The following is a 19,118-nucleotide window of genomic DNA, read 5'->3' on the forward strand; positions in this document are numbered from 1 at the left end:
AAGTCTCAACCAAGTAGATGGGGTGACCCCCGAACCTAATCGAGAGTCCGGGTTATCGCGTTTAAGCAGCCTATTGGTTCAACCAGTCTTCTAGTGAGGCCCATGCGCGCGAAGAGAATTTAGAGAATTTTCCGCGGCAGGTTACGTTGTGACTGCGGTCGCCTTCTTCGTCGTGTTCTAACCGCCCCCGGAGGAACATACTACCGTGATTCACAGACAACAGTCCTTTACGAGTCGAAGTACGGCCCAATGAGGAGTAATCGTGGTCTCCGATACTAGTCTTCGAGTGCTTCCAAGCCAGCCTGCTCAGTGAGGTTCTCAAGTAGAGTGTGAAGTCTTCGGGCTTCCCTCGCCAACTCACGCTGTTGGCTCCGGTTGAATCTATCCCGCTCTACGCGGAGCGAGGGGTCTGCCTTGCCATTGATAACTCGACCATAGTGCCGTTCTCGGGAGTCTATATCTCGAAGTTTGCTGAAGATACCAAGGATAATCCCCTGTAGGTTCTCGTCAGCGTATAGGTGAGTATTCTCGCGGAGTACCTCCCGCAGCGACTCGACGTTAATAATGTGGAACTCGGGAACGGATTCCGTTATTGACCTGCCCCTAAACGAGGATTCATACACATCGTGGAAACGACCAATCTCCATTTCAAGCTGCCTGACTGCTTGTTGCCGTCTATCGGCCTCAACGAATAGCGACTCGATTTGTTCACGGCTCATCGGCTGCTTTTGGTCGTTGATACGAGCGTAGTAAGCAGAATCAGAAGTCGCAACCGGCTTTCTGGTTGCTTCGTAAACACGTACTGCTAATACCACCATGTCAACGTTTTCGCTCGGGACGCGCAGTGGTGGTGAAACATCCGTCTTGACCAGCGGAGTAGTGTTCTGTATGAGCTGCGAGACAGTCCTCGAAATTTCATGTTCGGGTGGGTCAAACGGAGCGGGTTTGCCATCATCGTCCATCCCGAAAACAATGATGCCACCACTCGCATTAGCAAAGGCCGTGAATTCTCGCTCAATGTTCTTCTTCCACTCGCTTTTCGATTTCTCTTGGTTCGTATCTGCGTATCGTAGATGTTGCTTGTATTCGAGATACAGGTTTTCGGACTGACCAGAGTCCGATAACGATTGAAGCGTGTCCCACGTCCAGTCAGAGACTTCAGAGGGGAACGGTTGGCTCTCCATCGTCTATCCCCATCGCAACCAACTCACAAAACCCCAACGCGTCCTGCGTTCCCTGTGGATGGTTCTCTACGGCGTTCAGTGACCTCTCCGTTCCCGCATCATTTCAACCCTCCTTACGAGACCGCAGTCCTTTCCATACGAAGGATTGCGGTCAGTGAAGGGCTAAGCACGACTCAGTATTGATAGACAAGATTCTATCTGTGGCGAGTGTAGCCTACCTCCTATCGTCTGGTAACCTGTTTGGAATGTATGTGGGCTGGACAAGTTTGATATGCCATTAGATTTTCTGTGAGGGTATGTCTAAAGAGCGAGCAAAATCTCGAATCGAAGCCGAATTCTCCGATAAACGTGAAAACCCTGACGCCAGTGGTAACAAGAGCGTAGATGTGTATATACCGAGTTCAGGCTTGGATATTGACGACGTTCTAGAAATTGACTATGTAGACGACGTACTCGATGAAGGCGATGAGTTCCGAGTCTATGTTTCAGCGGACTCTGGCATCTACTTCACTTCAACCTAAGTCTGTACGGGATTCTGTTAGCACTTCTACGCAATTTATTCACCATGTCCAACAAGAGATAGAACGATTAGATGTCAAAGTGTGCTTGACGAAGGACTGCATTCAATCACGATATTTAGACTTTCTTCACCAGCATATTTTTCTTATTGGCGTTATATCATATGATTATGAGTGATGAATCATCATCGAACTCTTCATCAGAATCTAATTCCAGCAATGATTCTTCAGCCTCTGAGGGTGACTCTCTAAGTGAGAGAAGGGAATTTAGCCGTGTCAAGAAAAGTGGGTCAAACGATGGAGATGGCCCAGCACGTCAAGAGGTAACTGGTCATATCCCTCATGACATGCAAGGGAGTGGAGGTGGAGACAGTGGTAGTGGTTCCTCTGACAGCGGTTCGTCAGACGAATAGATTCGACATCTAGAATACTTTGGCCCCATCTCTCTCTCCCCAATATATTCTGCTGGCGCTATTGTTAGTTGCACCCGGTTTTATCTCTACTCTCATTGCGATTAACCTAGGAGTTGTAGAACGAAAGATATCTGAAACGAGGCTATTGGGTGTCAGCCTTGTCTCTAGTCTAATTATCGACACTGTATTCATAGAACTATATCAGCGAACAGGAGGAAGTGTAACCAGTCTTTCCGGTACACAAACAATATTTTTCACACCACAGTTCCGTGGTGACTTGGTCCTTGGATTACTCGCAGGCTCTGTGGTACTTGGTCTCCTCTATGCGATTGCTCTAACATACGATATTCCGAAAAGAATCCGGCGTGGGATTTGGTCACGAAACCACTATTCACGACATCATAGACAGCCTTGGGAAGGGGCACTTGAGAATGCTCACGAAGTTAACGTAATCACGTCGGACAGAGAGCTAGTAAACGGAATCTTGAGCGAATACAGCCGTGTTGAGAAAGAACGTCAATTAGTTCTCCAAGACCCATCTTGGTTAGACCGTCAAAGCGGGAACTTAGTCAAATCGGGTGAAAAAAGCGTAGTGCTGTTAGAAGATGATATTCAACGCCTCACGATTATCACAAAAAAGGATTGACGGTCAGATAGCTATATGTCCTTAATATATCCTTGTCTCCGCTTGGCCTTCTCTGCACTCGTCCCCTTATCGTAGTGTTTGTCCAGCACCTTCCCGCTCATATTCACCCGCTCTCCAGTCACGTCCTTCGGCTGCCCTGCGTTCCGAGCGGCAGTCACATACCCCCGACGGAGTGCATGAGGACTCACCGAACCCGGACACTTACACGAGGCATTCCAAGACATAGCCTCACAGTCCTCGGGATTCCGGTCAAACGGACACTCCCCACCGTTGTAGTAGCAGGGCCGAGTCGCAGTGTAGACGTACCGCTGGATGGTCGTTCCCACAACTCTTCCACTCTCAGAGGCGAGAAGCGGCGCTCTCCCGTGTTCGTCCGCTACGTCAGGCCGAGTCTGTGTGATGTAATCGGAGACAACCTCAGCCGTCTCAGGCGTGATGAGGACATCTCTCTCGCTCTTCTCTTTGTTCTTCAGTGGGGTTCCCGCTCTTGCTCGATGCCTGAGTTCCAACGCGGGCCTTCCTTCGTCGAAATCCCCGAGGTCCAAAGCCCGAAGACCACTCATCCGCATCCCGGTCTTCCACAAGAGGAGGAGTGTGACGTGGCGCTTGCTCGCGTACTCGTACTTCCCGAGGAAGTCCAGTATCTCAGTGGCTTCGTCCCGGGTCAGCAGGTCGTCACAAATCTCGTCTTGCTCACTGACCGAGGGTATCCGAACCATGTCCCCCATTCCGCGTGGGACTGCCGCGATATGCTCACAGAACTCGATGAACTGCTTTATCGTCATCATGTCCTGCCGGGCGGTGATGACCTTGACCTTGGATAGACGGTGTTCTTTGTACCGCTGGATGAGTTCGCTGTCGAGGTCGTTCAGGTTCGTCACCCGCTGGTCGTCTAACCAATCACAGAACTGACGCAGGCAGGTCCGGTAGTTCTTGAGGGTCTTCTCGGTGACTCCGGGGTTCTTGTCTTTCAGAAACCGGTTCTTCGCTTCGTGGGGCGGTGTCGTTTTCAGGCTCATGTTGTTTCCGTCAATTCGTCCACGAAGGAACCAGCCACAGCCACACTCGTCCTGAATCGAGCCGATTCAGAGCGAACCCAAAGCCGAACAGGCCGATTTCTGGGTGGCCCAGATTCAAAGCGTGCGTCCTTGGTAAGTTCATAGCCGGAAGGTGGTGAAACCACCTGGCGGCGACGAGAGCCCGGGTTCAAATCCCGGCCTAGGCTTCTTCCGAACGCAACATTCTGAGCGGTGAATCTTTTCCTCAAAAAAGGGAACACAGGATTCACACCACTCCACGCCCACCCCGCCAGCGGTCGATGGTCGATGCGGCCGTCTCTTCTTCCTCAATTTCACCGAGCTTTTCGTCCAGCTCAGCCGCTTCGAGCAACTGCCGAACTTGCTTCGACTGATTTCGCGGAGCCGAACTGCTCACTCTTTCTCCGCGTACTGCCGAATCAACCCACATTCTGGGCACACTACGACCACCGGTTTGAGTTTCTCTTTCAATCCCAATCCCCCGAGCATCCCCGGCTTTGGCTCGTTCGTCACGAGATAGAGGTTGAATCCGTCGCCGGTCTGTATCTCCATCTTCTCCATCATCACGCCGCAGTCTGGGCATCGTCGCGTCGTCGTCATCGTCTCCCTACAGATACCACTCAACACAGATAACCGCTCGACCATCTCACCCGAGCAACCGAACACAGTACGACATCGTCCACGACCCTCGCTCCGTCAGTTGTTCTTTCGCCCCTTCGTCGTCTAACCCACCCAACGGGCAGACGATGAACGTCGTCTCGTCGACGAACTTCGAGAGGGGGAACTCGTCGGTTCGAACAAAGCCGTGAGACGCGAACACCTCGTGGGGGATACACCCGTTCGACGCGCAGATGTGGTCACTCGATGCGAAGTCGGCGGTAATCTCCGAGAGGAGGGCCGAAAACGCGTCTGTAAGGTCTGCTCCGCCGGCCATCGGCAGTACTTCGACGAGTTCGGTGGTCGATGGCATCCCGTAGTCGTCTTTCGCCCCGACGACGATTGCGGCAACCGGTGTCGAATCGCGTTCGGCGACGTACGTGATGAACTGGTGGTCGGGCTCGGCAAAGCGCCACTGGTAGAACGTGTCGTCGCGGAGAATGTGGGCGTTCGATGGTGGGGCGCGCTCGTAGAGCTGCGTGAGCGTCGATATCGGAACAGAATCGAAGCGAGTAATCGTGAGAGTCGAGTCGTCGTCTGAAAGCCTGTCTTGCACGCGATGTTTCACGCGATAATAGGGGTCCATCGCGGCCACGCCGAGGCGAACCGACAACGGGTGGTCGGCCGTCAGAAACGCCGAAATGTCGTTGAGACGCTCGTATCGAACGAACGTGTCGAGGTGGTAGTTCGTCCAATACTCGCTCGTCATCTTCATCAGACCGCGGTGTGCGGGCGGATTTGCGTAGGTAAACGTCGCCGCCGAGTCGTCCCAAATCGCGGCGTTCATCCATCGCGACATCCGCGTCATCAACCCTTTTCGGCGGTGGTCAGGGTGAACGACGAGGTCGACGAGTTGGTGTGCAGTGATGATTTGGTCACCGATGCGTAGTGGGAGTGGAATAAACGGTCGCAGGCCAGCGATTTCACCATCCTTGTCGGCGAGGATGATGGGAACGCGCTCGGCGTACGGGTTCTGTTCGTATTTCCACGAAAACCACGCCTCGCTGCGTTGATTGAAGGCGAGTTCGTACAGGTCGATGAACGCCGCTCGGTCCTCCGGTTCGTACCAGCGAATCTCGTAGGCGTCGTCGCCACCTGCCTCGTCCTCCAATACTTTTCGCACCGACATATGGCGGTATTAGACTGAAAGTGAATTAGCAATGGACCTCCTAATTGCACTGAATTGTCGGTTAAGAGGTTGAATACGAGACTAATACCAGACTCCTCTGCCACTCGTTCGAACCGGACATTTATTGTGCAGGTACGTACCAGAACGCCTGACAGCTACGTTTGCGAAGGCAGTAGACTATATGTTAAAAACCGCCATGTTGAGAAAATCACTACTGCCGGGGTGTAATGTGCTATTATCCCACAACATATGTCTCGACGTGATACTGAATAGATGGCTCTCGCTGTCGTGACTCACCACGATGCCGAGCTGTCGTTCGAGATTTGGACACTACCTCTGCCTCCCACGACAGACATTTACACGCAGGCTTTGTCTCGTGACCATGGCACGGTTCTCGATTCGGGCGAGTCCAACACGCTGGCGATGGGTGTTGTGGGCACTGCTCGCTGTTGGGTTTATCCTCGTTAGTTTTCACCGGGTGACGACCGCCGTCCTCGCCGAAGACCTCTCTCGGGCGTTCGACACGACCGGGGCAGAACTCGGCTTACTGCACGCGTCGTTCTTCTACATCTACGCCGGGTTGCAATTACCCGCAGGAATTTTGGTAGATAGAGTGGGGTCGCGTCGCGTCGCATCAGCCGGTCTGCTCATCATGTCGCTTGGCGTCTTCGGGTTTGCACTCGCGCCGACCTACGCGATATCGTTCGCCTCACGCGCACTCTTAGGGCTTGGTGGGAGCGTCCTCTACACGGCGACGCTTCGATTTCTCGCCAACTGGTATCGCCCGGACGAGTTCGCAACGATGACCGGATGGACTGTCGCTGCCGCGGGGATGGGTGGCGTACTCGCAACGACGCCGCTGGCACTCGCCATCGACGCCGCCGACTGGCGCACCGTCCTCCTCGCAATCGGGGTCTTCGGGGTTGGTATCGCAGTCTTGACCTTCTTCGTCGTTCGTGACCGCCCACGAGATGCTGGTTTCACTCCACTTTCGGGCGTCGAACCATCGACCTCGACCGTCGATTTTTCGACCGTCGTCGAGAACACGAAAACCGTCCTCCACGAGCGCGAGACGTGGTTGTTGGGGACGATGCTCTTTCTCGTCTTGGGGACGAATTTCAGTTTCCTGGGGCTGTGGGGAGTCCCCTACATCGCCAACCTCTACGACGTCTCCGTCCAGACGGCGTCGTTGTTCGTCTTCGCCGGGAACGTCGGATTCCTCCTCGGGTCTCCCATCATGGGGACGCTCTCGGACCGACTGGGCTACCGAACAGAACTCATCGTCTTCTCCTGTACGCTGTTCACGCTCGCCTATGCAGTGTTGCTCGTCACCGTGACGCCGCCGTTGCTCGTCGCTGGTGGATTGCTCTTTGTCGCCTTGTTCGTCATGGGTGGGACGGTCATCGCCTTTACCGTCATCAAAGAGCGACACGAGGCCGAAGCGAGCGCGACTGCGACGGGCGCGATAAACAGTCTTGGTTACTTCGGTGCGGCCGTCCTGCCCGCGTTGATGGGCTACGCGCTCGACGCGTTCTGGACCGGCGAGATGCTCGCGGGGGCACGCGTCTACACCGCCGCAGGCTACCGCGTGGCGTTCGCAATCGCGACCGTCTCGGGAGTCGTCGCGCTGGTGTGTGCGTACGCACTCCATCGCCGCGAGTCGGCACTCGATGCGGCTTCGACGGCGACTGTCGAACCGACTGACTAGGCGTTTTTAAAGACATAGTCGCGCCGCTCAGCAGTTAGTACAGTGAAGAGAGCGAGTTCCGGTATCCTACGTCGCAACTCGCTCGCTTCACTCGAGAATCTGGGGAGCGCAGTGAAAAACCCGTCGTCCTCACGCTGTCGTTACTGAAGGTCGCGGACGAATCGCTCGGGGATGTAGTCGATGATGTGGTCGGGCATCGCGGCGACGGCGTACTCTGCGGCGGCCACCATGGGCTTGCGCAGCAGTACGTAGACACCGGAGACTGCGACAGCCCCAATCGCGAGGAATTGAATCGTGCCGTCGAAGACAATGACTGGCGGGACCGCCAGCGACGTCGCCAAGATGAGGTCTTCGGGCGCGCCGTCGTAGCGAATCATGCGCTTCGGCGCGAGCCATCGACCGTTCCAGTGGTCGTACACCGCGCGCTCGGACGTTGCGAGCCACGGCTTGAGTTCGAGACCGCCGCCCAGTACGTCCGACGCCGAGTGCAGCGCCGCGGCCGCGAGGAACAACGCGATCGCGAGACTCACCGTGGTTGGATTCCACGCCGCGATTGCGAGCGCGGGAACCGCGAGTATGCTGAAGTACACGGGGAAGTGAAGCGTCTTTCTGTGACCTGCATAGAGGTCAAAATCGGGAAACAGACCGCCGAGTGCGGCCGCGAGGACTGGGAGCGTCCCGGCCTCGGGGAACAACGCCCAGGCGATGGTGCCGATAAAGACACCTGCCAAGGCGTGCGTGGTGGCCATCATCGGTGGCCGTAAGTAATCCGAGAGAAAAACGGTGTCGGTACATGTGCTAGCATTGAACAAACTACATTTAGCCGTCGCGGACCCTATCAGGACGTATGCATTCGCGGGGAATCGAGTATCGTGCCAGTCAGGCGATGCAGGGAGCCATCTGTCTGGTTTTTTTCGCTGGTGTATACACGCGAAATCTGAGTGTCATCGTCAACTCCTTGCTGGCACTCAGTGTGACGTTTCTCCCCGCAATTCTCCAGCGTGACTGGGAGATTCGACTCCACCCGTTGCCCGGTCTGTGGCTGACCGCCGCCGTCCTCTTGCACGCGATTGGAATGCTCGGGCCGTACAATTACATCAGTTGGTGGGACCACGTCACTCACACGCTCTCGGCGTCTGTCGTCGCCGCCGTCGGCTACGTCTCGGCACGCGTCTTCGACGAGTACTCCGATGCAGTGTACTTCCCGCCGCGTTTTCTCTTCGTGTACATTCTGCTCTTCACGCTCGCCGCGGGCGTACTCTGGGAAGTCCTCGAATTTGGGGCGCGACTCTCGGCCGAAGCACTGGGTATCGAAGCCGTCCTCGTTCAGTACGGACTCGGCGACACCATCATCGACCTCGTCTTCGACACCGTCGGTGCGATGCTCGTCGCCCTGTTCGGGACGCCAACACTCTCCGAGACGATTGAGTCGCTGAACGAACGACTCGAACGGGCTCGGTCCTGAGATGGGGGCCATCTTTTAGCCACCCGGTGTGTATGGTAGTACCATGGACTTCGTTATCGTTGGGTACGGACGGGTTGGTGCACGAACGGCACGAGTGCTTCGAGAAGAAGGTCATACGGTGACTGTCGTCGATAACAACGAGAAGAAGGTCGAACGTGCCACTGAGGATGGCTTCGAAGCGTACCTCGGCGATGGCGGGACCGAGAGCGTCCTCAAACAGGCCGGTGTCGAACACGTGGCGGCGGTCGGTGGGTTGACTGGCGACCCGAACACGAACTTCGCGGCCTGCATGCTCGGCAAAGAATACGGCTGTCGGACGGTCATGCGCATCAGCGAGGACTACCGACAGGAGATTTACGAGCGCTACGCCGACGACGTTGACGAGATTATCTACCCCGAGCGACTCGGTGCTGCGGGGGCAAAGACGGCGCTTCTCGGCGGGAACTTCAACGCCATCGGCGACCTGACCGACCACCTCCGACTGGCGACGGTCACCGTTCCCGATAGCGCACCAATCGTGGGTGAACACGTCGCCGCTATCGACCTCGACGGCGACGGACGAATCTACGCACATGGTCGCCGTCGCGAACCGATGACGATTCCGCTGCCCGGAACGGTGGTCGAACCCGGTGACAGACTCGCACTGCTCACCGAACGCAACGCACTCGAACGCGTCCAGAAGGAACTTCTCGGGTAAGTGAAAACGGGGACGCGAGTGGCGCCGGGGGAGGCGCCGAATCGTCGATTTTCCGTGCCGGGGGAACCAGAACGGTTGTGGTGGTGTGCCGGGCGCGCGAGTTGTAGGTAGGAACTGAGGCCGAAACGCGCCCAATCGACGGATACGTATGAGATATCTTAAATCTGTGTCAGACGATTGTCTGCTATTCGCAACACGTCGTCACCCGAGTGTGGTGAGTCTGTTCACCAACGAACATTCTTGTGCCTCACGTGGCCGTGACTGTCCGTAAAAATTGCCTGTCAGTACACCAGCTCGCCGTTGACGAACTGCCGCACCCGGTCGTCTGCTGGTGATTCGAACACCTGCTCTGTCTTCCCCGATTCGATGCACGTCCCGTTCAGGAGTACTGCCGTTCGGTCGGAGACGCGCTGAGCCTGCTGCATGTCGTGTGTCGCCAACGCGACGGCGATGCCGCGTTCTCTCGCCGCGCGCATCGTCGCCTCGATGACGGCCGTGTTACGCGGGTCGAGATTCGAGGTTGGTTCGTCGAGAAGCAAGATATCGGGGTTGGGCGCGAGTGCGCGAGCGATTGCGACACGCTGGGCCTCACCCGCCGAGAGAGAACGCGCGTCTCGGAACGCCTTATCGGCCATGCCGACGGTTTCGAGCGCCTCGCTGACCGGAGTAGGTGGATTTTCGTCGCCGACGAGTTTCGAGATGGAGTCACGAAGGCGAATCTTCCACGAGTCGCGGACGCGAAGGCCGTAGGCGACGTTTTCGGCGACGCTGGTCGAAAACAAACTTCGATTCTGGAACGCCATGCCGATTTTCCGACGCACGGCGAGGTGTTGCTCGTCCGGCATCGACCACACGTCGTCACCGGCGAGTTCGATGGTGCCTGAATCCGGTCGCTCGAACAGTGCGAGCAGTCGGAAGAGCGTCGTCTTTCCGGTCCCAGAGGGGCCGACGACGGCCAAGATTTCACCCGGTTCGACCGAGAGCGACACGTCTTCGAGAATCGCCCCGTTACCGAATCCGTGAGTGACCCGTTGAGTCGCCAATGCAGGCGGTGCGTCCGTCATTGCCGACCACCCGTCTGGGTTCGGTCACGGAACCGCGCCCCGAGCGCGTTGACGAAGAGGACGAGCGCGAGCAAGATTACGCCGAGAGCGATACCCGTCTCGATGTTACCCTTCCGTGCTTCGACGGTAATCGCCGTCGTGAGCGTCCGCGTGAACGACCTATCTCCCGTCAGGACGATGTTGCCCCCGACGATGAGTACCGACCCGACTTCGCTGATTGCGCGCCCGTAGGCGGCTAAGAGAGCGGTCACGATGCCGTAGCGAGCCTCACGAACCACGAGCAGCGCGACATCGGTCGAAGTCCCCCCAGCGGCGAACGCGGCGTCACGAAGGTCCTGTGGAACCGACTGCACCGCCGAGAGTGAGACGCTCACGAGGACGGGAAGTGCGAGAATCGTCTGGGAGATAATCATCGCCTCTGGTGTGAACAAGAGGTCGAACACGCCGAGCGGTCCCGACCGCGAGAGCAACAAGAGGACGACCAACCCGACGACGACGCTCGGAAAGCCCATCCCGGTCGAGATAATCGAGGTGACTGCCGACTTCCCGCGAAAGTCGCGGAAACCGACGATGAGTGCGATTGGCAGGCCGATGAGCGAACTCACCGCGACTGCCACCGTGCTCACGTACAACGAGACGAGCGTAATGCTCACGAGGTAGGTGAGATTCAGGTCGCCGAGGCCAAACACGAACAGAGGTGCGAACCGGGTGGACTAAAAGTCCTCGGGCACGCGGTCTGCGACCCACTGTTCGAACTGCGCATCTGCAATCGCGTTCGAGTTGGACTCGTTTTCGCTGTAGCCCTCAGAGACGTACTGTCCAAAGTTCGGCGACTCGGAGAGCGCGTTGGGGAAGAACAACTGCGAGCCATTGGCCGTGTACTCGTCGATGATGGTCTGGCCCTGTGGACCGGTCAAGAAGCCGATGTACGCCATCGCAAGCGAGTAGTTCACGTCGGGATAGACGGCGGGGTTGACCGCAATCACACCGTAGGGGTTCTTCAGAATTGTCGGCCCGCCTTTCAGCGGCCCTTGCACGAGGATTTCGAGGTCGATGTTCGACTGCGTAGCAAGGTACGTCCCGCGGTCAGCGAGCGTGTACGCGCCGGACTGGTCGGCCTGGACGAGCGTGTCGCCCATCCCTTTGCCAATCTCTTGGTACCACTGCCCCGACGGTTCGACACCCGCGGCCTCCCAGATGAGCAACTCCTTCTTGTTCGTCCCCGAGTCGTCACCGCGCGAGACGAACGTCGATTGAGACTCAGCAATCGTTGCGAACGCGTCTGCCGCGCTCGACATGCCCTGAATCCCGGCGGGGTCACCTGCGGGGCCGACGATAACGAAGTCGTTGAACATCACGTCGCGGCGGTTGACGCCGTAGCCTTCTTCCATGAACTCGTCTTCGGCACCGCGGGCGTGGACGAGAATCACGTCAGCGTCGCCGTTTCGGGCGGTTTCGATGGCCGCGCCGGTACCTTGCGGAATCGTCTTCACCGTCGCGTTGAACATCGATTCGAACTCGGGGTTGAGCGCATCCAACAGTCCCGTGTCGTACGTACTCGTCGTCGTCGCAAGCGTCAACTCCTGTGTCGAGCCACTCGTCTCTTTGTTGTTACTCGAATCTTGACTACCGCCGGCTTGTGGGGCACCCGTATCCCCGGTACAGCCACTCAATCCGAGAATTGCACCGACACCTGCCGCCTGAAGGAAGCGGCGTCGCTGAATCGTCATGTCTGTGAGTATGCCGAACGGCAATTAACTGTTTCCCAACTAACGTAATTGGATTCAATTTCATTTTCTAAAATAGAAACTAAATTGGGACGGCATCTGGTTTCGTCCTCCGCGATTCCACAGGTTCTTGGCCGTCGCTTGCTTCGCGTTCACTATGACGTGGGAATCGCTGTTCGAGCGTGGTACGGCGTACGAGACGACCGAAGAGGCGATTGCTGAGGCCCTCCGAGCGCGCAGAAGCGACGATGAGTGAGACAGACCCCTCTCCTGCGCGCGTCGTCGCAGACGCAGACGTACTCGCCGCAGACGTACTCGTCGGCGGTGCATCCCGCGACGCACTCGACCACCTCCGCGAACACTCATGGACGACGCTCGTCGCCAGCGACGCACTCCTCGACGATGCAGAGGCGCTCATCGCAGACTTCGCCGACTCTGACCTCGCGGCCGACTGGCGCGAGAAAATCGAGACGTGGGTCGAACTCGTCTCACATCCCGAAAGTGACCATCCGGCGCTCGCGTCGGCCTATCGCGGCGGCGCGATGCACGTGCTGACGTTCGACGAAGGACTACAATCTGCCCGCGCCGGGGCCGCACTCGGCGGTCGATTCCCGGTCAGTATCCGCCACCCACAGGCGTTTGCGACACTCTTTGCTCCCGAGAGTCTGTATCTGGAGGTCGAATCCGGCGACTATCCCGGCCCCGACCGTGACCCCCGTGCGTGACTAGTTCGCGGTCACTCTGACGGTACACCCAAGCGACTCGAGTTTCTTCGTCGCGGCCGCAACGTCGTCTGTTTTCACGAGAACGTGGTCGGTTGAGTAGGCCGACAGAGCGAAAATAGAGATGTCTTCGTCTGCGAGTTCGCTGGCGACCACTGCCAAGAACCCGACGAGTTCGAACGGGAGAACCATCTCGAAGGTGAGGAGTTTCCACCCGGGTTCGGACTCGACGACGTTCGACTCGTCTACGGTTCCGTCTTCAGCGACGACTGTCGTCTCGTTCGCATCTTGAATCGTCGCAAACGCAGTTTCCTCGGGCTGTTTTGTCTTGTAGACGGTGTACGTCGTCGTGGAGATGGTGACGGTTCCGTCTTCGAAGAAGTCTCGCGGGTTCACGTGATGTCCTTCTCGTGAGTGGTGAAAACTCCTCGATCCTGTGTGCGACACTGTGACATGACTCGGGCGCCTACTAGTACGATTGAGCAACGATGGAGACAGTTGAATCAACAGATGGAACACCGATTGTATTCGAGCGAACGGGAGATGGGCCGCCACTCGTACTCGTCCACGGGAGTACCGCGGACCACACTCGGTGGGACCCTATCCTCCCCGCCTTCGAGGAGCGATTTACGGTTTACGCGCTCGACCGCCGCGGGCGGGGCGCGAGTGGTGATTCTCCGGAATACGTGATGGAGCGAGAGGTCGAAGATATCGTCGCGGTCGTAGAAGCAATTGACGAACCCGTGACTCTCTTCGGCCACTCGTACGGGGCGATGTGTTCGCTGGAGGCCGCCTTGCGACTCTCCACGCTCTGCGCCCTCGTCCTCTACGAACCCCCGATACCTGTCGTCGGATTCGAACCAGACAGCGAGGGTACCCTCGCCGAGATTGCCGCGCTCCACGAGCGGGGTGAAGACGAAGACGCGCTCGTTCGCTTCCTGCGGGAGATTGCCGAGATACCACTGTTCGAACTCGATGCGCTTCGGTCGGCCCCGAATTGGCCTGCTCGCGTCGAGGCCGCCCATACCGTCATTCGAGAGGAGCGCGCACGGACCGAGTACGAGTTCGACCCTGCCCGGTTCGAAGACTTGACGACACCGACGCTACTGTTGGTCGGCGGTGAGACGGCTCCACTCCACGCAGCAGCATCCAGCACCCTCGACGAGACACTCGAAGATAGTCGGATTGTACTCCTCGAAGGGCAAGCCCACGCCGCGATGAACACCGCCCCAGAACTCGTCATCGACGCGGTACTCACGTTCGACGACGAAGTGAGAAGTAGAGAGTGACCCTCTGAGACTCAGAGAGTTCGACCGTACGCCTCGCTACCGCTCGGCGTACCAACCTGCAAACTTCGCTAACGCCCGCCCACGGTGGGAGATGCCGTTCTTCTCTTCGGGCGTCATCTCCGCAAACGTCGTCCCATCGTGTTCGAAAATCGGGTCGTAGCCGAAGCCATCGTCACCACGGGGCGGTACGATTCGACCGTTGACGACGCCTTCGAAGAGCTTCACGGGGAGTGGTTGGGTCTCTTCGTGGTCCTGTTCTGCACCACGGGCGGCCGCGAGGGTTCGGTCGTCGCGGTCCACGGGGTCCGGACTGGCTTCGAACGGTTCGCCGTCGCAGTAGGCGAGGATGCATCGGAAGGAGGCACGCCGGGGTTCGTCGAGTTCGGCGGCGGCGAGTCGATAGACGGTTTCGACGCCGAGGGTGTCCTCGACGTAGGCAGAGTACGGACCGGGAAAGCCGTCGAAGCCTTCGATGAAGAGTCCCGCGTCGTCGACGAGTACCGGCTCGTCGGCGTAGCGGAAGGCTTCGCGGGCACCGTGGGCCGCGATGGGGCCGAGTTCGGGTGCTTGAAGCTCGGTGTAGTCGAAGTCGAGTTGCGTCACGTCGTCGTCGAGGTACGAGAGCGCCTCGCGGACCTTGCCCTCGTTCGTGGTGACGTATCGGAGCATATCCGCCACTCTGCGGGCGGGGTGTGAAAAGTCGTCGGTGTCTGTGCGCTTAATCGACGATGACTTCGACGGGACCGTCGTCGGCCTCGGCTTCGTCTTCTTTCGCTTTGCCCTTCTGGCGCTCGTTCCAGAGGAGGCCACCAGCGACGAGCAGGACAATCCACGAGCGCCAGCTGGCGAGGTTCAGCGTGTAGCCGATACCGAACGGTTTCTCGACGAGCATGCCCTTACCGGGCTGCCAGTACGAAGAGAGCATACGACCGGCACTGGGTCGCTCGAAGTTGTACGGGATGCCGAAAAGCGTTCCGCGCTGCGGTTTGTCTACCATACGAGACAGATACGCCAGCTGACGATAAATCATTTTGGCCTTCTGTCCAGTTGGAGACTAAATCGAACGCCTGAGGCGAACTAACTGGTATGGGAGTCGAGTTCAGCGATACCGACCGCGCGATTCGACCTCGCGCAGGCGGTCCAGAACTTCCTGCGACCCGTACTCTTCGTAGCCTGCTTCGAACGCCGCAAGGAGTGGTTCGGCGTCGTCAGCCGTGCCTTCGATGCTCTGAGCGAAGACGTGGAGGTCCATCGCGTGGTCCTCGACGTGCTGGGTATGGTAGCCGAGGCCGAAGTCGATGAGGTAGACGCGATTCTCCTCACCCGATTCGACGCGAACGTTTCGGGTCGTCGGGTCGCCGTGGACGATTCCTGCTCGGTGGAGTCGCGCGAGGTACTCGCCGACGACGCGCACCGAGTCGGCATCGAGGTGTTCGGCTAAGTCGCCCTCGCCGACCGTCTCGAAGGTAATCACGCCTTCGACGGGGTCGATGTCGTGGACGACGGGCGTCCGCACACCGGCACGCCGAGCGTCGCTCGTCAGTCGTGCTTCGGCTTTCGTCCGCTCACGGCGGAGTCTGTCGTCCAACTCGGTGTGTCGATACGTTTTCGGAACCCGCCGTTTGACGACCGATTCGGGACCGATATCGACGGTTGCCTCCGCACCGCGAATCGCGCCGTCGTCAGTGTGTGCGCGTGCGACCGATTCGTGTTCGCCGCGCCACGTGACTTCGACTTGGTCGGGTCGGAAGTTCGGATTCACCTGCGACTCCGAGATGGGAAGCGTGTCGCCCGCGGCGAGCATTCGACCGCCGAGGACGGCAATCATCCCCGCGTTGTCGCGCAAGAAGCGCGGCTCGGGCGCGTGGAACTTCGCGCCGCGTTGCTCACACATCTCGGCGAGCATCCCTCGCAAGCGGGCGTTTTGGCCGACTCCTCCTCCAAGAACGAGTTCGTCGGTTCCCGTGAGCGAGAGCGCGCGCTCGGCGACTTCGGTGAGCATGCCGAAGATGGTCTCTTGTAGGCCGAAGCAGATGTCCTCGACGGGCGTGCCGTCGTCCGCTTCGTCCTTCGCCGCGCTCATGATGCCCGAGAAGGAGAAGTCCATCCCCTTGACGACGTAGGGCATATCGATGTACGACCCGTCTTTCGCGGCCTTCTCGACTTTCGGGCCGCCGGGGTGTGTCCACCCGACGTGGCGGGTGAACTTGTCGATAGAGTTGCCCACGCCGGTGTCCATCGTCTCGCCGAGGACGCGGTATCGGCCGTTGTGGTAGCCCAGCAAGTGAGCGTTCGCGCCGGAGGCGTTCAGACAGACAGGGGATTCGAACCCGGACTGGTAGCGCCCGATTTCGAGGTGGGCGACCATGTGGTTCGTCCCCAAGAGCGGCACGTCGAGCGTCTGTGCGACAGAGCGCGCGGCAGTGCCGACGATGCGGAGACACGGACCGAGGCCCGGTCCTTGGGAGAACGCGACGCCATCGACGAGAGGACCGTCGCCGTCGTGTCGTTCGGCGGCGTGAGCGAGCGCGGTTTCGACGACCTCGGGGATGGCGTTCGACATGTGTTCGGCCGCCTCGCGCGGGTGAATGCCGCCGCTGTCGGGTTGGTAGGGATTCGATTCGATGAAGATGTGGTCGGAAGCAGGGTCGGGCGTGCGGGCGGTTTCGGAGCGGAGCGACTCGGGGTCGTCCGTTTCGAAAACCGCTGCGCTCGCGGCCCACGCTGTTCCTTCGATTCCAAGAATACGCATTCGATAGCTGGTCGAAAACGACGAGTTAGCGCCGGGTTATGCCTCTTCGGCTTCGGCTTCGGCGTCGACGTCGGCGTCTTCGGCAGTGATCTTGTTCCGTTCGAGCATGTGCTCTTGTTCGACGTCGCGGGCGAACTCAGGGCTCGCGTAGACCTTCGCGTAGCCTGCGGTCTTGCGCATGCCGAATTTCGTGTTGAGTTCGTGGACGACGACTTCGTCGGAGTCCTTGTTCAGTTTCGCCGCGAGGGAGTCGCGAACCGACAGACGAGAGGGGGTTGCGTCCTCGTGAACGATCTCGAACCGAACGTCCGTTCGGTGCAACATGGGGTTCTCCTCTTCGGAGATGATTTCGATATCCATGGTTCAGTTACCTGTATTTGCCCGCGAAGCAAGTAAAAGGATTTCGAAGGGGAAGGACGGTTATCCCTGAATGGGTGCTAACACGTCGGCAACATCCCCCTCGAACTGGTCGAGTAGGTCACGCATCTCGGTTTTGACGGCCTCTGTGACTCGAATCCGGACCATTCCCTCGTCCGGTTGGCCGTAGACGATGGTCGAATCGACGGGCGCGGCGAGCGCCGCAGGGAGCGTCGCAAGGTCTTCTTCGCCCGCGACGAGGAGTGTCGTCGGCTCGTCGGCGGCAAGTGCGTCCACGAGCGCGCTCACGAGTTCGCGCGAAATCGTCCCTGGCTCGTTTGCGACTTCGACGACGTGGCCGGTCTCGATGGCGTCTCGAATCTCGTCGCCGACGGCCTCGCGCTTGGTCTTGCCGTCGATGACCGCAACCGATGGCGGTCGGCCCGCGCGGCGGAGATGGTAAGTGACGACGTCGCCGACTGCGACGAGTGGTGCGCCGGTCGCTTCGCTCGATGCGTCGGAAAGCAGTTCCTCGGGGTCCGTGTAGACGGGGCCAAACGGCTCTTTGAACGCGCCGCGAAGGGCCGTCGGCAGCGTGAGCATCTCAGCGGACCTTGAGCGCGTAGCCACCCGGCTCAGAGACGTTCATCTCTTCGGCGATTTCGCTCCGCTCGGGGTGGGTGATGACGACGTAGCCTGCCCAGTCCTCGGTGAGGCTGGTCGAACCGCAGTTGTCGCAGGTCTGCGAGTCGGGGTCGTTGACGAAGTGGCATTCGCGGCACGCGATGCGCTTTCTCGCCATCAGTTACCCTCCGCTGAGGCCTCGTTCTGCTGGCGCTTTTCTTTGAGCCACCCGTGCTTGCCCAGACCGGGCTGCTTGGCGGTGAGCCCAATCTTGGAGTCGCGCGGGTTGCGCTCGTCGATGCTCTTGGTGACGATGCGCGTGCGCACCTCGTCGTCGACGGCGAGCGTCTGATTCGATTCCGTCGAAGCGAGTTGCTGGTTCTCGCCGTCGTAGGCGAGATATTCGTCGGAAATCTGCGAGACGTGGAGCAGGCCGTCGACTGGCCCGATGCCGACGAAGGCACCGAACTCGACGACTTCGACGACGATACCGTCGACGACTTCCTGCATCTCGGGGTCGTACGAGATGGCGTCGAACTCTGCTTCGTAGTAGACGCCGGGGCGGTTGGGCAACACGGTGCCCTCACCGATGTCGTGGACCTCCACGACGCTCACGACGCTCCCAACGTCTTCGTCCATCCGTCCTTCCAACTTGTCTTGCAACAGTCGCTTGACCCGCTCGGGCGTCACATCGCCCAGGTGGCGCGGGGGAACTTCGACCGTATCCTTGAGTCGTACCCGTTTGTACATTGTTTGCTTATGGTTCCGTGACCGCCAGTGTGGCGTGCCCCCGGATGCCGACGACGGGAGTTCCGCAGTCGAGTACCCGGTCACGGAGGGGCTTGTCGTTCGTCACGACGTAATCGCACTCGCCCGAGTCGGCGAGTTCGACGATTGCGTCGTCCGCGTATGATTCGTTCGTTTCGACCGCACGACACCGCGTTGCCAAGTCCGCACCCACGCTCGCGGCGACTGCCTCGGCCCCTGCGCCCTCTGAGAGCTTCTCCAGCTCGTCGAGGACGGCCGTGGGGACGACGAGGTCTACGTCGGCCGCAAAGAGCCGGTCGAGTTCGTCGAACACGCGAACGTCGAGTTCGACCGGCATCATGAGTGCGTTCGTGTCCATGAC

Annotated in this window: 25 protein-coding genes; 7 read left to right on the forward strand and 18 right to left on the reverse strand. The window is 58.8% G+C overall.

The window, feature by feature from the left end; all coding sequences use genetic code 11:
- Positions 1-275: 275 nt before the first annotated feature.
- Positions 276-1,184, reverse strand: a complete 909-nt coding sequence (locus ACK509_RS10145; RefSeq protein WP_410766420.1) for an ATP-binding protein — start codon at positions 1,182-1,184, stop codon at positions 276-278.
- Positions 1,185-1,480: 296 nt separating this feature from the next.
- On the opposite strand from ACK509_RS10145, the gene ACK509_RS10150 reads away from it, so the two are divergent.
- Positions 1,481-1,705, forward strand: coding sequence for a hypothetical protein (locus ACK509_RS10150; RefSeq protein WP_410766421.1), 225 nt, complete (start codon positions 1,481-1,483; stop codon positions 1,703-1,705).
- Positions 1,706-2,134: 429 nt separating this feature from the next.
- Complete coding sequence (locus tag ACK509_RS10155) at positions 2,135-2,761, forward strand: DUF6338 family protein (protein WP_410766422.1); 627 nt, start codon at positions 2,135-2,137, stop codon at positions 2,759-2,761.
- A gap of 11 nt (positions 2,762-2,772) precedes the next feature.
- Here the strand turns inward: ACK509_RS10155 and ACK509_RS10160 are convergent, their stop codons facing one another.
- From ACK509_RS10160 to ACK509_RS10175, 4 genes are all read right to left on the reverse strand, one after another.
- The gene (locus tag ACK509_RS10160; RefSeq protein WP_410766423.1) at positions 2,773-3,780 is read right to left on the reverse strand and encodes a tyrosine-type recombinase/integrase; all 1,008 of its coding nucleotides are present in this window, start codon (positions 3,778-3,780) and stop codon (positions 2,773-2,775) included.
- A 265-nt stretch (positions 3,781-4,045) separates the two neighbouring features.
- Positions 4,046-4,195 carry a hypothetical protein gene (locus ACK509_RS10165; RefSeq protein ID WP_410766424.1) on the reverse strand — a complete coding sequence of 50 codons (150 nt, stop codon included), beginning with the start codon at positions 4,193-4,195 and terminating at the stop codon, positions 4,046-4,048.
- Positions 4,192-4,398 carry a hypothetical protein gene (locus ACK509_RS10170; protein WP_410766425.1) on the reverse strand — a complete coding sequence of 69 codons (207 nt, stop codon included), beginning with the start codon at positions 4,396-4,398 and terminating at the stop codon, positions 4,192-4,194. Before ACK509_RS10170 ends, ACK509_RS10165 begins: the two co-directional genes overlap by 4 nt.
- A 46-nt stretch (positions 4,399-4,444) precedes the next feature.
- Positions 4,445-5,584: a GNAT family N-acetyltransferase gene (locus tag ACK509_RS10175; protein WP_410766426.1), complete on the reverse strand. Its 1,140-nt coding sequence runs from the start codon at positions 5,582-5,584 to the stop codon at positions 4,445-4,447.
- Positions 5,585-5,966: 382 nt separating this feature from the next.
- On the opposite strand from ACK509_RS10175, the gene ACK509_RS10180 reads away from it, so the two are divergent.
- Positions 5,967-7,292: an MFS transporter gene (locus tag ACK509_RS10180; RefSeq protein WP_410766427.1), complete on the forward strand. Its 1,326-nt coding sequence runs from the start codon at positions 5,967-5,969 to the stop codon at positions 7,290-7,292.
- A 140-nt stretch (positions 7,293-7,432) separates the two neighbouring features.
- On the opposite strand, the gene ACK509_RS10185 is transcribed toward ACK509_RS10180, so the two are convergent.
- Entirely contained in the window at positions 7,433-8,044 is a 612-nt protein-coding gene (locus ACK509_RS10185; RefSeq protein WP_410766428.1) for a metal-dependent hydrolase, read from the reverse strand.
- Positions 8,045-8,139: 95 nt separating this feature from the next.
- Here ACK509_RS10185 and ACK509_RS10190 point away from each other — a divergent pair, with 95 nt between their 5' ends.
- Both ACK509_RS10190 and ACK509_RS10195 read left to right on the forward strand, forming a co-directional pair.
- Positions 8,140-8,757 carry a hypothetical protein gene (locus ACK509_RS10190; RefSeq protein WP_410766429.1) on the forward strand — a complete coding sequence of 206 codons (618 nt, stop codon included), beginning with the start codon at positions 8,140-8,142 and terminating at the stop codon, positions 8,755-8,757.
- A 43-nt stretch (positions 8,758-8,800) separates the two neighbouring features.
- Positions 8,801-9,454 (forward strand): potassium channel family protein, encoded by a 654-nt coding sequence (locus tag ACK509_RS10195; RefSeq protein WP_410766430.1) that lies wholly within the window; start codon positions 8,801-8,803, stop codon positions 9,452-9,454.
- A 281-nt stretch (positions 9,455-9,735) separates the two neighbouring features.
- Here the strand turns inward: ACK509_RS10195 and ACK509_RS10200 are convergent, their stop codons facing one another.
- Genes ACK509_RS10200 through ACK509_RS10210 form a run of 3 tightly spaced genes read right to left on the reverse strand, consistent with a single transcriptional unit; the run spans position 9,736 to position 12,248 of the window.
- Positions 9,736-10,518, reverse strand: coding sequence for a phosphate ABC transporter ATP-binding protein (locus ACK509_RS10200; protein ID WP_410766431.1), 783 nt, complete (start codon positions 10,516-10,518; stop codon positions 9,736-9,738).
- Positions 10,515-11,207, reverse strand: coding sequence for an ABC transporter permease (locus ACK509_RS10205; protein ID WP_410766432.1), 693 nt, complete (start codon positions 11,205-11,207; stop codon positions 10,515-10,517). Before ACK509_RS10205 ends, ACK509_RS10200 begins: the two co-directional genes overlap by 4 nt.
- 24 nt (positions 11,208-11,231) lie before the next feature.
- A complete protein-coding gene (locus tag ACK509_RS10210) occupies positions 11,232-12,248 on the reverse strand; it encodes a substrate-binding domain-containing protein (RefSeq protein WP_410766433.1) in 1,017 nt (338 codons plus the stop codon).
- Between the two features lie 245 nt (positions 12,249-12,493).
- Here ACK509_RS10210 and ACK509_RS10215 point away from each other — a divergent pair, with 245 nt between their 5' ends.
- A complete protein-coding gene (locus tag ACK509_RS10215) occupies positions 12,494-12,970 on the forward strand; it encodes a PIN domain-containing protein (protein WP_410766434.1) in 477 nt (158 codons plus the stop codon).
- Here the strand turns inward: ACK509_RS10215 and ACK509_RS10220 are convergent, their stop codons facing one another.
- On the reverse strand, positions 12,971-13,363 hold the full coding sequence (locus ACK509_RS10220) for an ACT domain-containing protein (protein WP_410766435.1): 393 nt from the start codon (positions 13,361-13,363) through the stop codon (positions 12,971-12,973).
- Positions 13,364-13,455: 92 nt separating this feature from the next.
- Between ACK509_RS10220 and ACK509_RS10225 the strand changes: the two genes are divergently transcribed.
- Complete coding sequence (locus tag ACK509_RS10225) at positions 13,456-14,256, forward strand: alpha/beta fold hydrolase (protein WP_410766436.1); 801 nt, start codon at positions 13,456-13,458, stop codon at positions 14,254-14,256.
- Positions 14,257-14,292: 36 nt separating this feature from the next.
- Here ACK509_RS10225 and ACK509_RS10230 read toward each other — a convergent pair whose 3' ends face one another.
- The 8 genes from ACK509_RS10230 to ACK509_RS10265 form a co-directional block, all read right to left on the reverse strand.
- Positions 14,293-14,925: a non-canonical purine NTP pyrophosphatase gene (locus ACK509_RS10230; protein ID WP_410766437.1), complete on the reverse strand. Its 633-nt coding sequence runs from the start codon at positions 14,923-14,925 to the stop codon at positions 14,293-14,295.
- 49 nt (positions 14,926-14,974) lie between these two features.
- Positions 14,975-15,253, reverse strand: coding sequence for a DUF5808 domain-containing protein (locus ACK509_RS10235; RefSeq protein WP_410766438.1), 279 nt, complete (start codon positions 15,251-15,253; stop codon positions 14,975-14,977).
- Positions 15,254-15,355: 102 nt separating this feature from the next.
- On the reverse strand, positions 15,356-17,008 hold the full coding sequence (locus ACK509_RS10240) for a bifunctional N(6)-L-threonylcarbamoyladenine synthase/serine/threonine protein kinase (protein WP_410766439.1): 1,653 nt from the start codon (positions 17,006-17,008) through the stop codon (positions 15,356-15,358).
- Between the two features lie 36 nt (positions 17,009-17,044).
- Entirely contained in the window at positions 17,045-17,368 is a 324-nt protein-coding gene (locus tag ACK509_RS10245) for a 30S ribosomal protein S24e (RefSeq protein WP_410766440.1), read from the reverse strand.
- 60 nt (positions 17,369-17,428) lie between these two features.
- Positions 17,429-17,968, reverse strand: coding sequence for a GTP-dependent dephospho-CoA kinase family protein (locus ACK509_RS10250; RefSeq protein WP_410766441.1), 540 nt, complete (start codon positions 17,966-17,968; stop codon positions 17,429-17,431).
- Between the two features lies 1 nt (position 17,969).
- On the reverse strand, positions 17,970-18,167 hold the full coding sequence (gene spt4, locus ACK509_RS10255) for a transcription elongation factor subunit Spt4 (protein WP_410766442.1): 198 nt from the start codon (positions 18,165-18,167) through the stop codon (positions 17,970-17,972).
- Positions 18,167-18,739, reverse strand: a complete 573-nt coding sequence (locus tag ACK509_RS10260) for a DNA-directed RNA polymerase (RefSeq protein WP_410766443.1) — start codon at positions 18,737-18,739, stop codon at positions 18,167-18,169. Before ACK509_RS10260 ends, spt4 begins: the two co-directional genes overlap by 1 nt.
- A gap of 7 nt (positions 18,740-18,746) precedes the next feature.
- Positions 18,747-19,115: a DUF188 domain-containing protein gene (locus ACK509_RS10265; protein ID WP_410767249.1), complete on the reverse strand. Its 369-nt coding sequence runs from the start codon at positions 19,113-19,115 to the stop codon at positions 18,747-18,749.
- Positions 19,116-19,118: the final 3 nt, after the last annotated feature.

The organism is Haloferax sp. DFSO60 (assembly GCF_046557615.1).
Lineage (GTDB): Archaea > Halobacteriota > Halobacteria > Halobacteriales > Haloferacaceae > Haloferax.

Bases quoted from the DNA above. Each gene is read 5' to 3' on its own strand.
- ACK509_RS10225 (WP_410766436.1), top strand. From the start codon at position 13,456: ATGGAGACAGTTGAATCAACAGATGGAACACCGATTGTATTCGAGCGA.
- ACK509_RS10265 (WP_410767249.1), bottom strand. From the start codon at position 19,115: ATGGACACGAACGCACTCATGATGCCGGTCGAACTCGACGTTCGCGTG.
- ACK509_RS10210 (WP_410766433.1), bottom strand. From the start codon at position 12,248: ATGACGATTCAGCGACGCCGCTTCCTTCAGGCGGCAGGTGTCGGTGCA.
- ACK509_RS10260 (WP_410766443.1), bottom strand. From the start codon at position 18,739: ATGTACAAACGGGTACGACTCAAGGATACGGTCGAAGTTCCCCCGCGC.
- ACK509_RS10195 (WP_410766430.1), top strand. From the start codon at position 8,801: ATGGACTTCGTTATCGTTGGGTACGGACGGGTTGGTGCACGAACGGCA.
- ACK509_RS10215 (WP_410766434.1), top strand. From the start codon at position 12,494: ATGAGTGAGACAGACCCCTCTCCTGCGCGCGTCGTCGCAGACGCAGAC.
- ACK509_RS10240 (WP_410766439.1), bottom strand. From the start codon at position 17,008: ATGCGTATTCTTGGAATCGAAGGAACAGCGTGGGCCGCGAGCGCAGCG.
- ACK509_RS10185 (WP_410766428.1), bottom strand. From the start codon at position 8,044: ATGATGGCCACCACGCACGCCTTGGCAGGTGTCTTTATCGGCACCATC.
- ACK509_RS10190 (WP_410766429.1), top strand. From the start codon at position 8,140: ATGCATTCGCGGGGAATCGAGTATCGTGCCAGTCAGGCGATGCAGGGA.
- ACK509_RS10170 (WP_410766425.1), bottom strand. From the start codon at position 4,398: ATGACGACGACGCGACGATGCCCAGACTGCGGCGTGATGATGGAGAAG.
- ACK509_RS10145 (WP_410766420.1), bottom strand. From the start codon at position 1,184: ATGGAGAGCCAACCGTTCCCCTCTGAAGTCTCTGACTGGACGTGGGAC.
- spt4 (WP_410766442.1), bottom strand. From the start codon at position 18,167: ATGGCGAGAAAGCGCATCGCGTGCCGCGAATGCCACTTCGTCAACGAC.
- ACK509_RS10180 (WP_410766427.1), top strand. From the start codon at position 5,967: ATGGCACGGTTCTCGATTCGGGCGAGTCCAACACGCTGGCGATGGGTG.
- ACK509_RS10250 (WP_410766441.1), bottom strand. From the start codon at position 17,968: ATGCTCACGCTGCCGACGGCCCTTCGCGGCGCGTTCAAAGAGCCGTTT.
- ACK509_RS10200 (WP_410766431.1), bottom strand. From the start codon at position 10,518: ATGACGGACGCACCGCCTGCATTGGCGACTCAACGGGTCACTCACGGA.
- ACK509_RS10235 (WP_410766438.1), bottom strand. From the start codon at position 15,253: ATGGTAGACAAACCGCAGCGCGGAACGCTTTTCGGCATCCCGTACAAC.
- ACK509_RS10230 (WP_410766437.1), bottom strand. From the start codon at position 14,925: ATGCTCCGATACGTCACCACGAACGAGGGCAAGGTCCGCGAGGCGCTC.
- ACK509_RS10175 (WP_410766426.1), bottom strand. From the start codon at position 5,584: ATGTCGGTGCGAAAAGTATTGGAGGACGAGGCAGGTGGCGACGACGCC.
- ACK509_RS10245 (WP_410766440.1), bottom strand. From the start codon at position 17,368: ATGGATATCGAAATCATCTCCGAAGAGGAGAACCCCATGTTGCACCGA.
- ACK509_RS10150 (WP_410766421.1), top strand. From the start codon at position 1,481: ATGTCTAAAGAGCGAGCAAAATCTCGAATCGAAGCCGAATTCTCCGAT.
- ACK509_RS10160 (WP_410766423.1), bottom strand. From the start codon at position 3,780: ATGAGCCTGAAAACGACACCGCCCCACGAAGCGAAGAACCGGTTTCTG.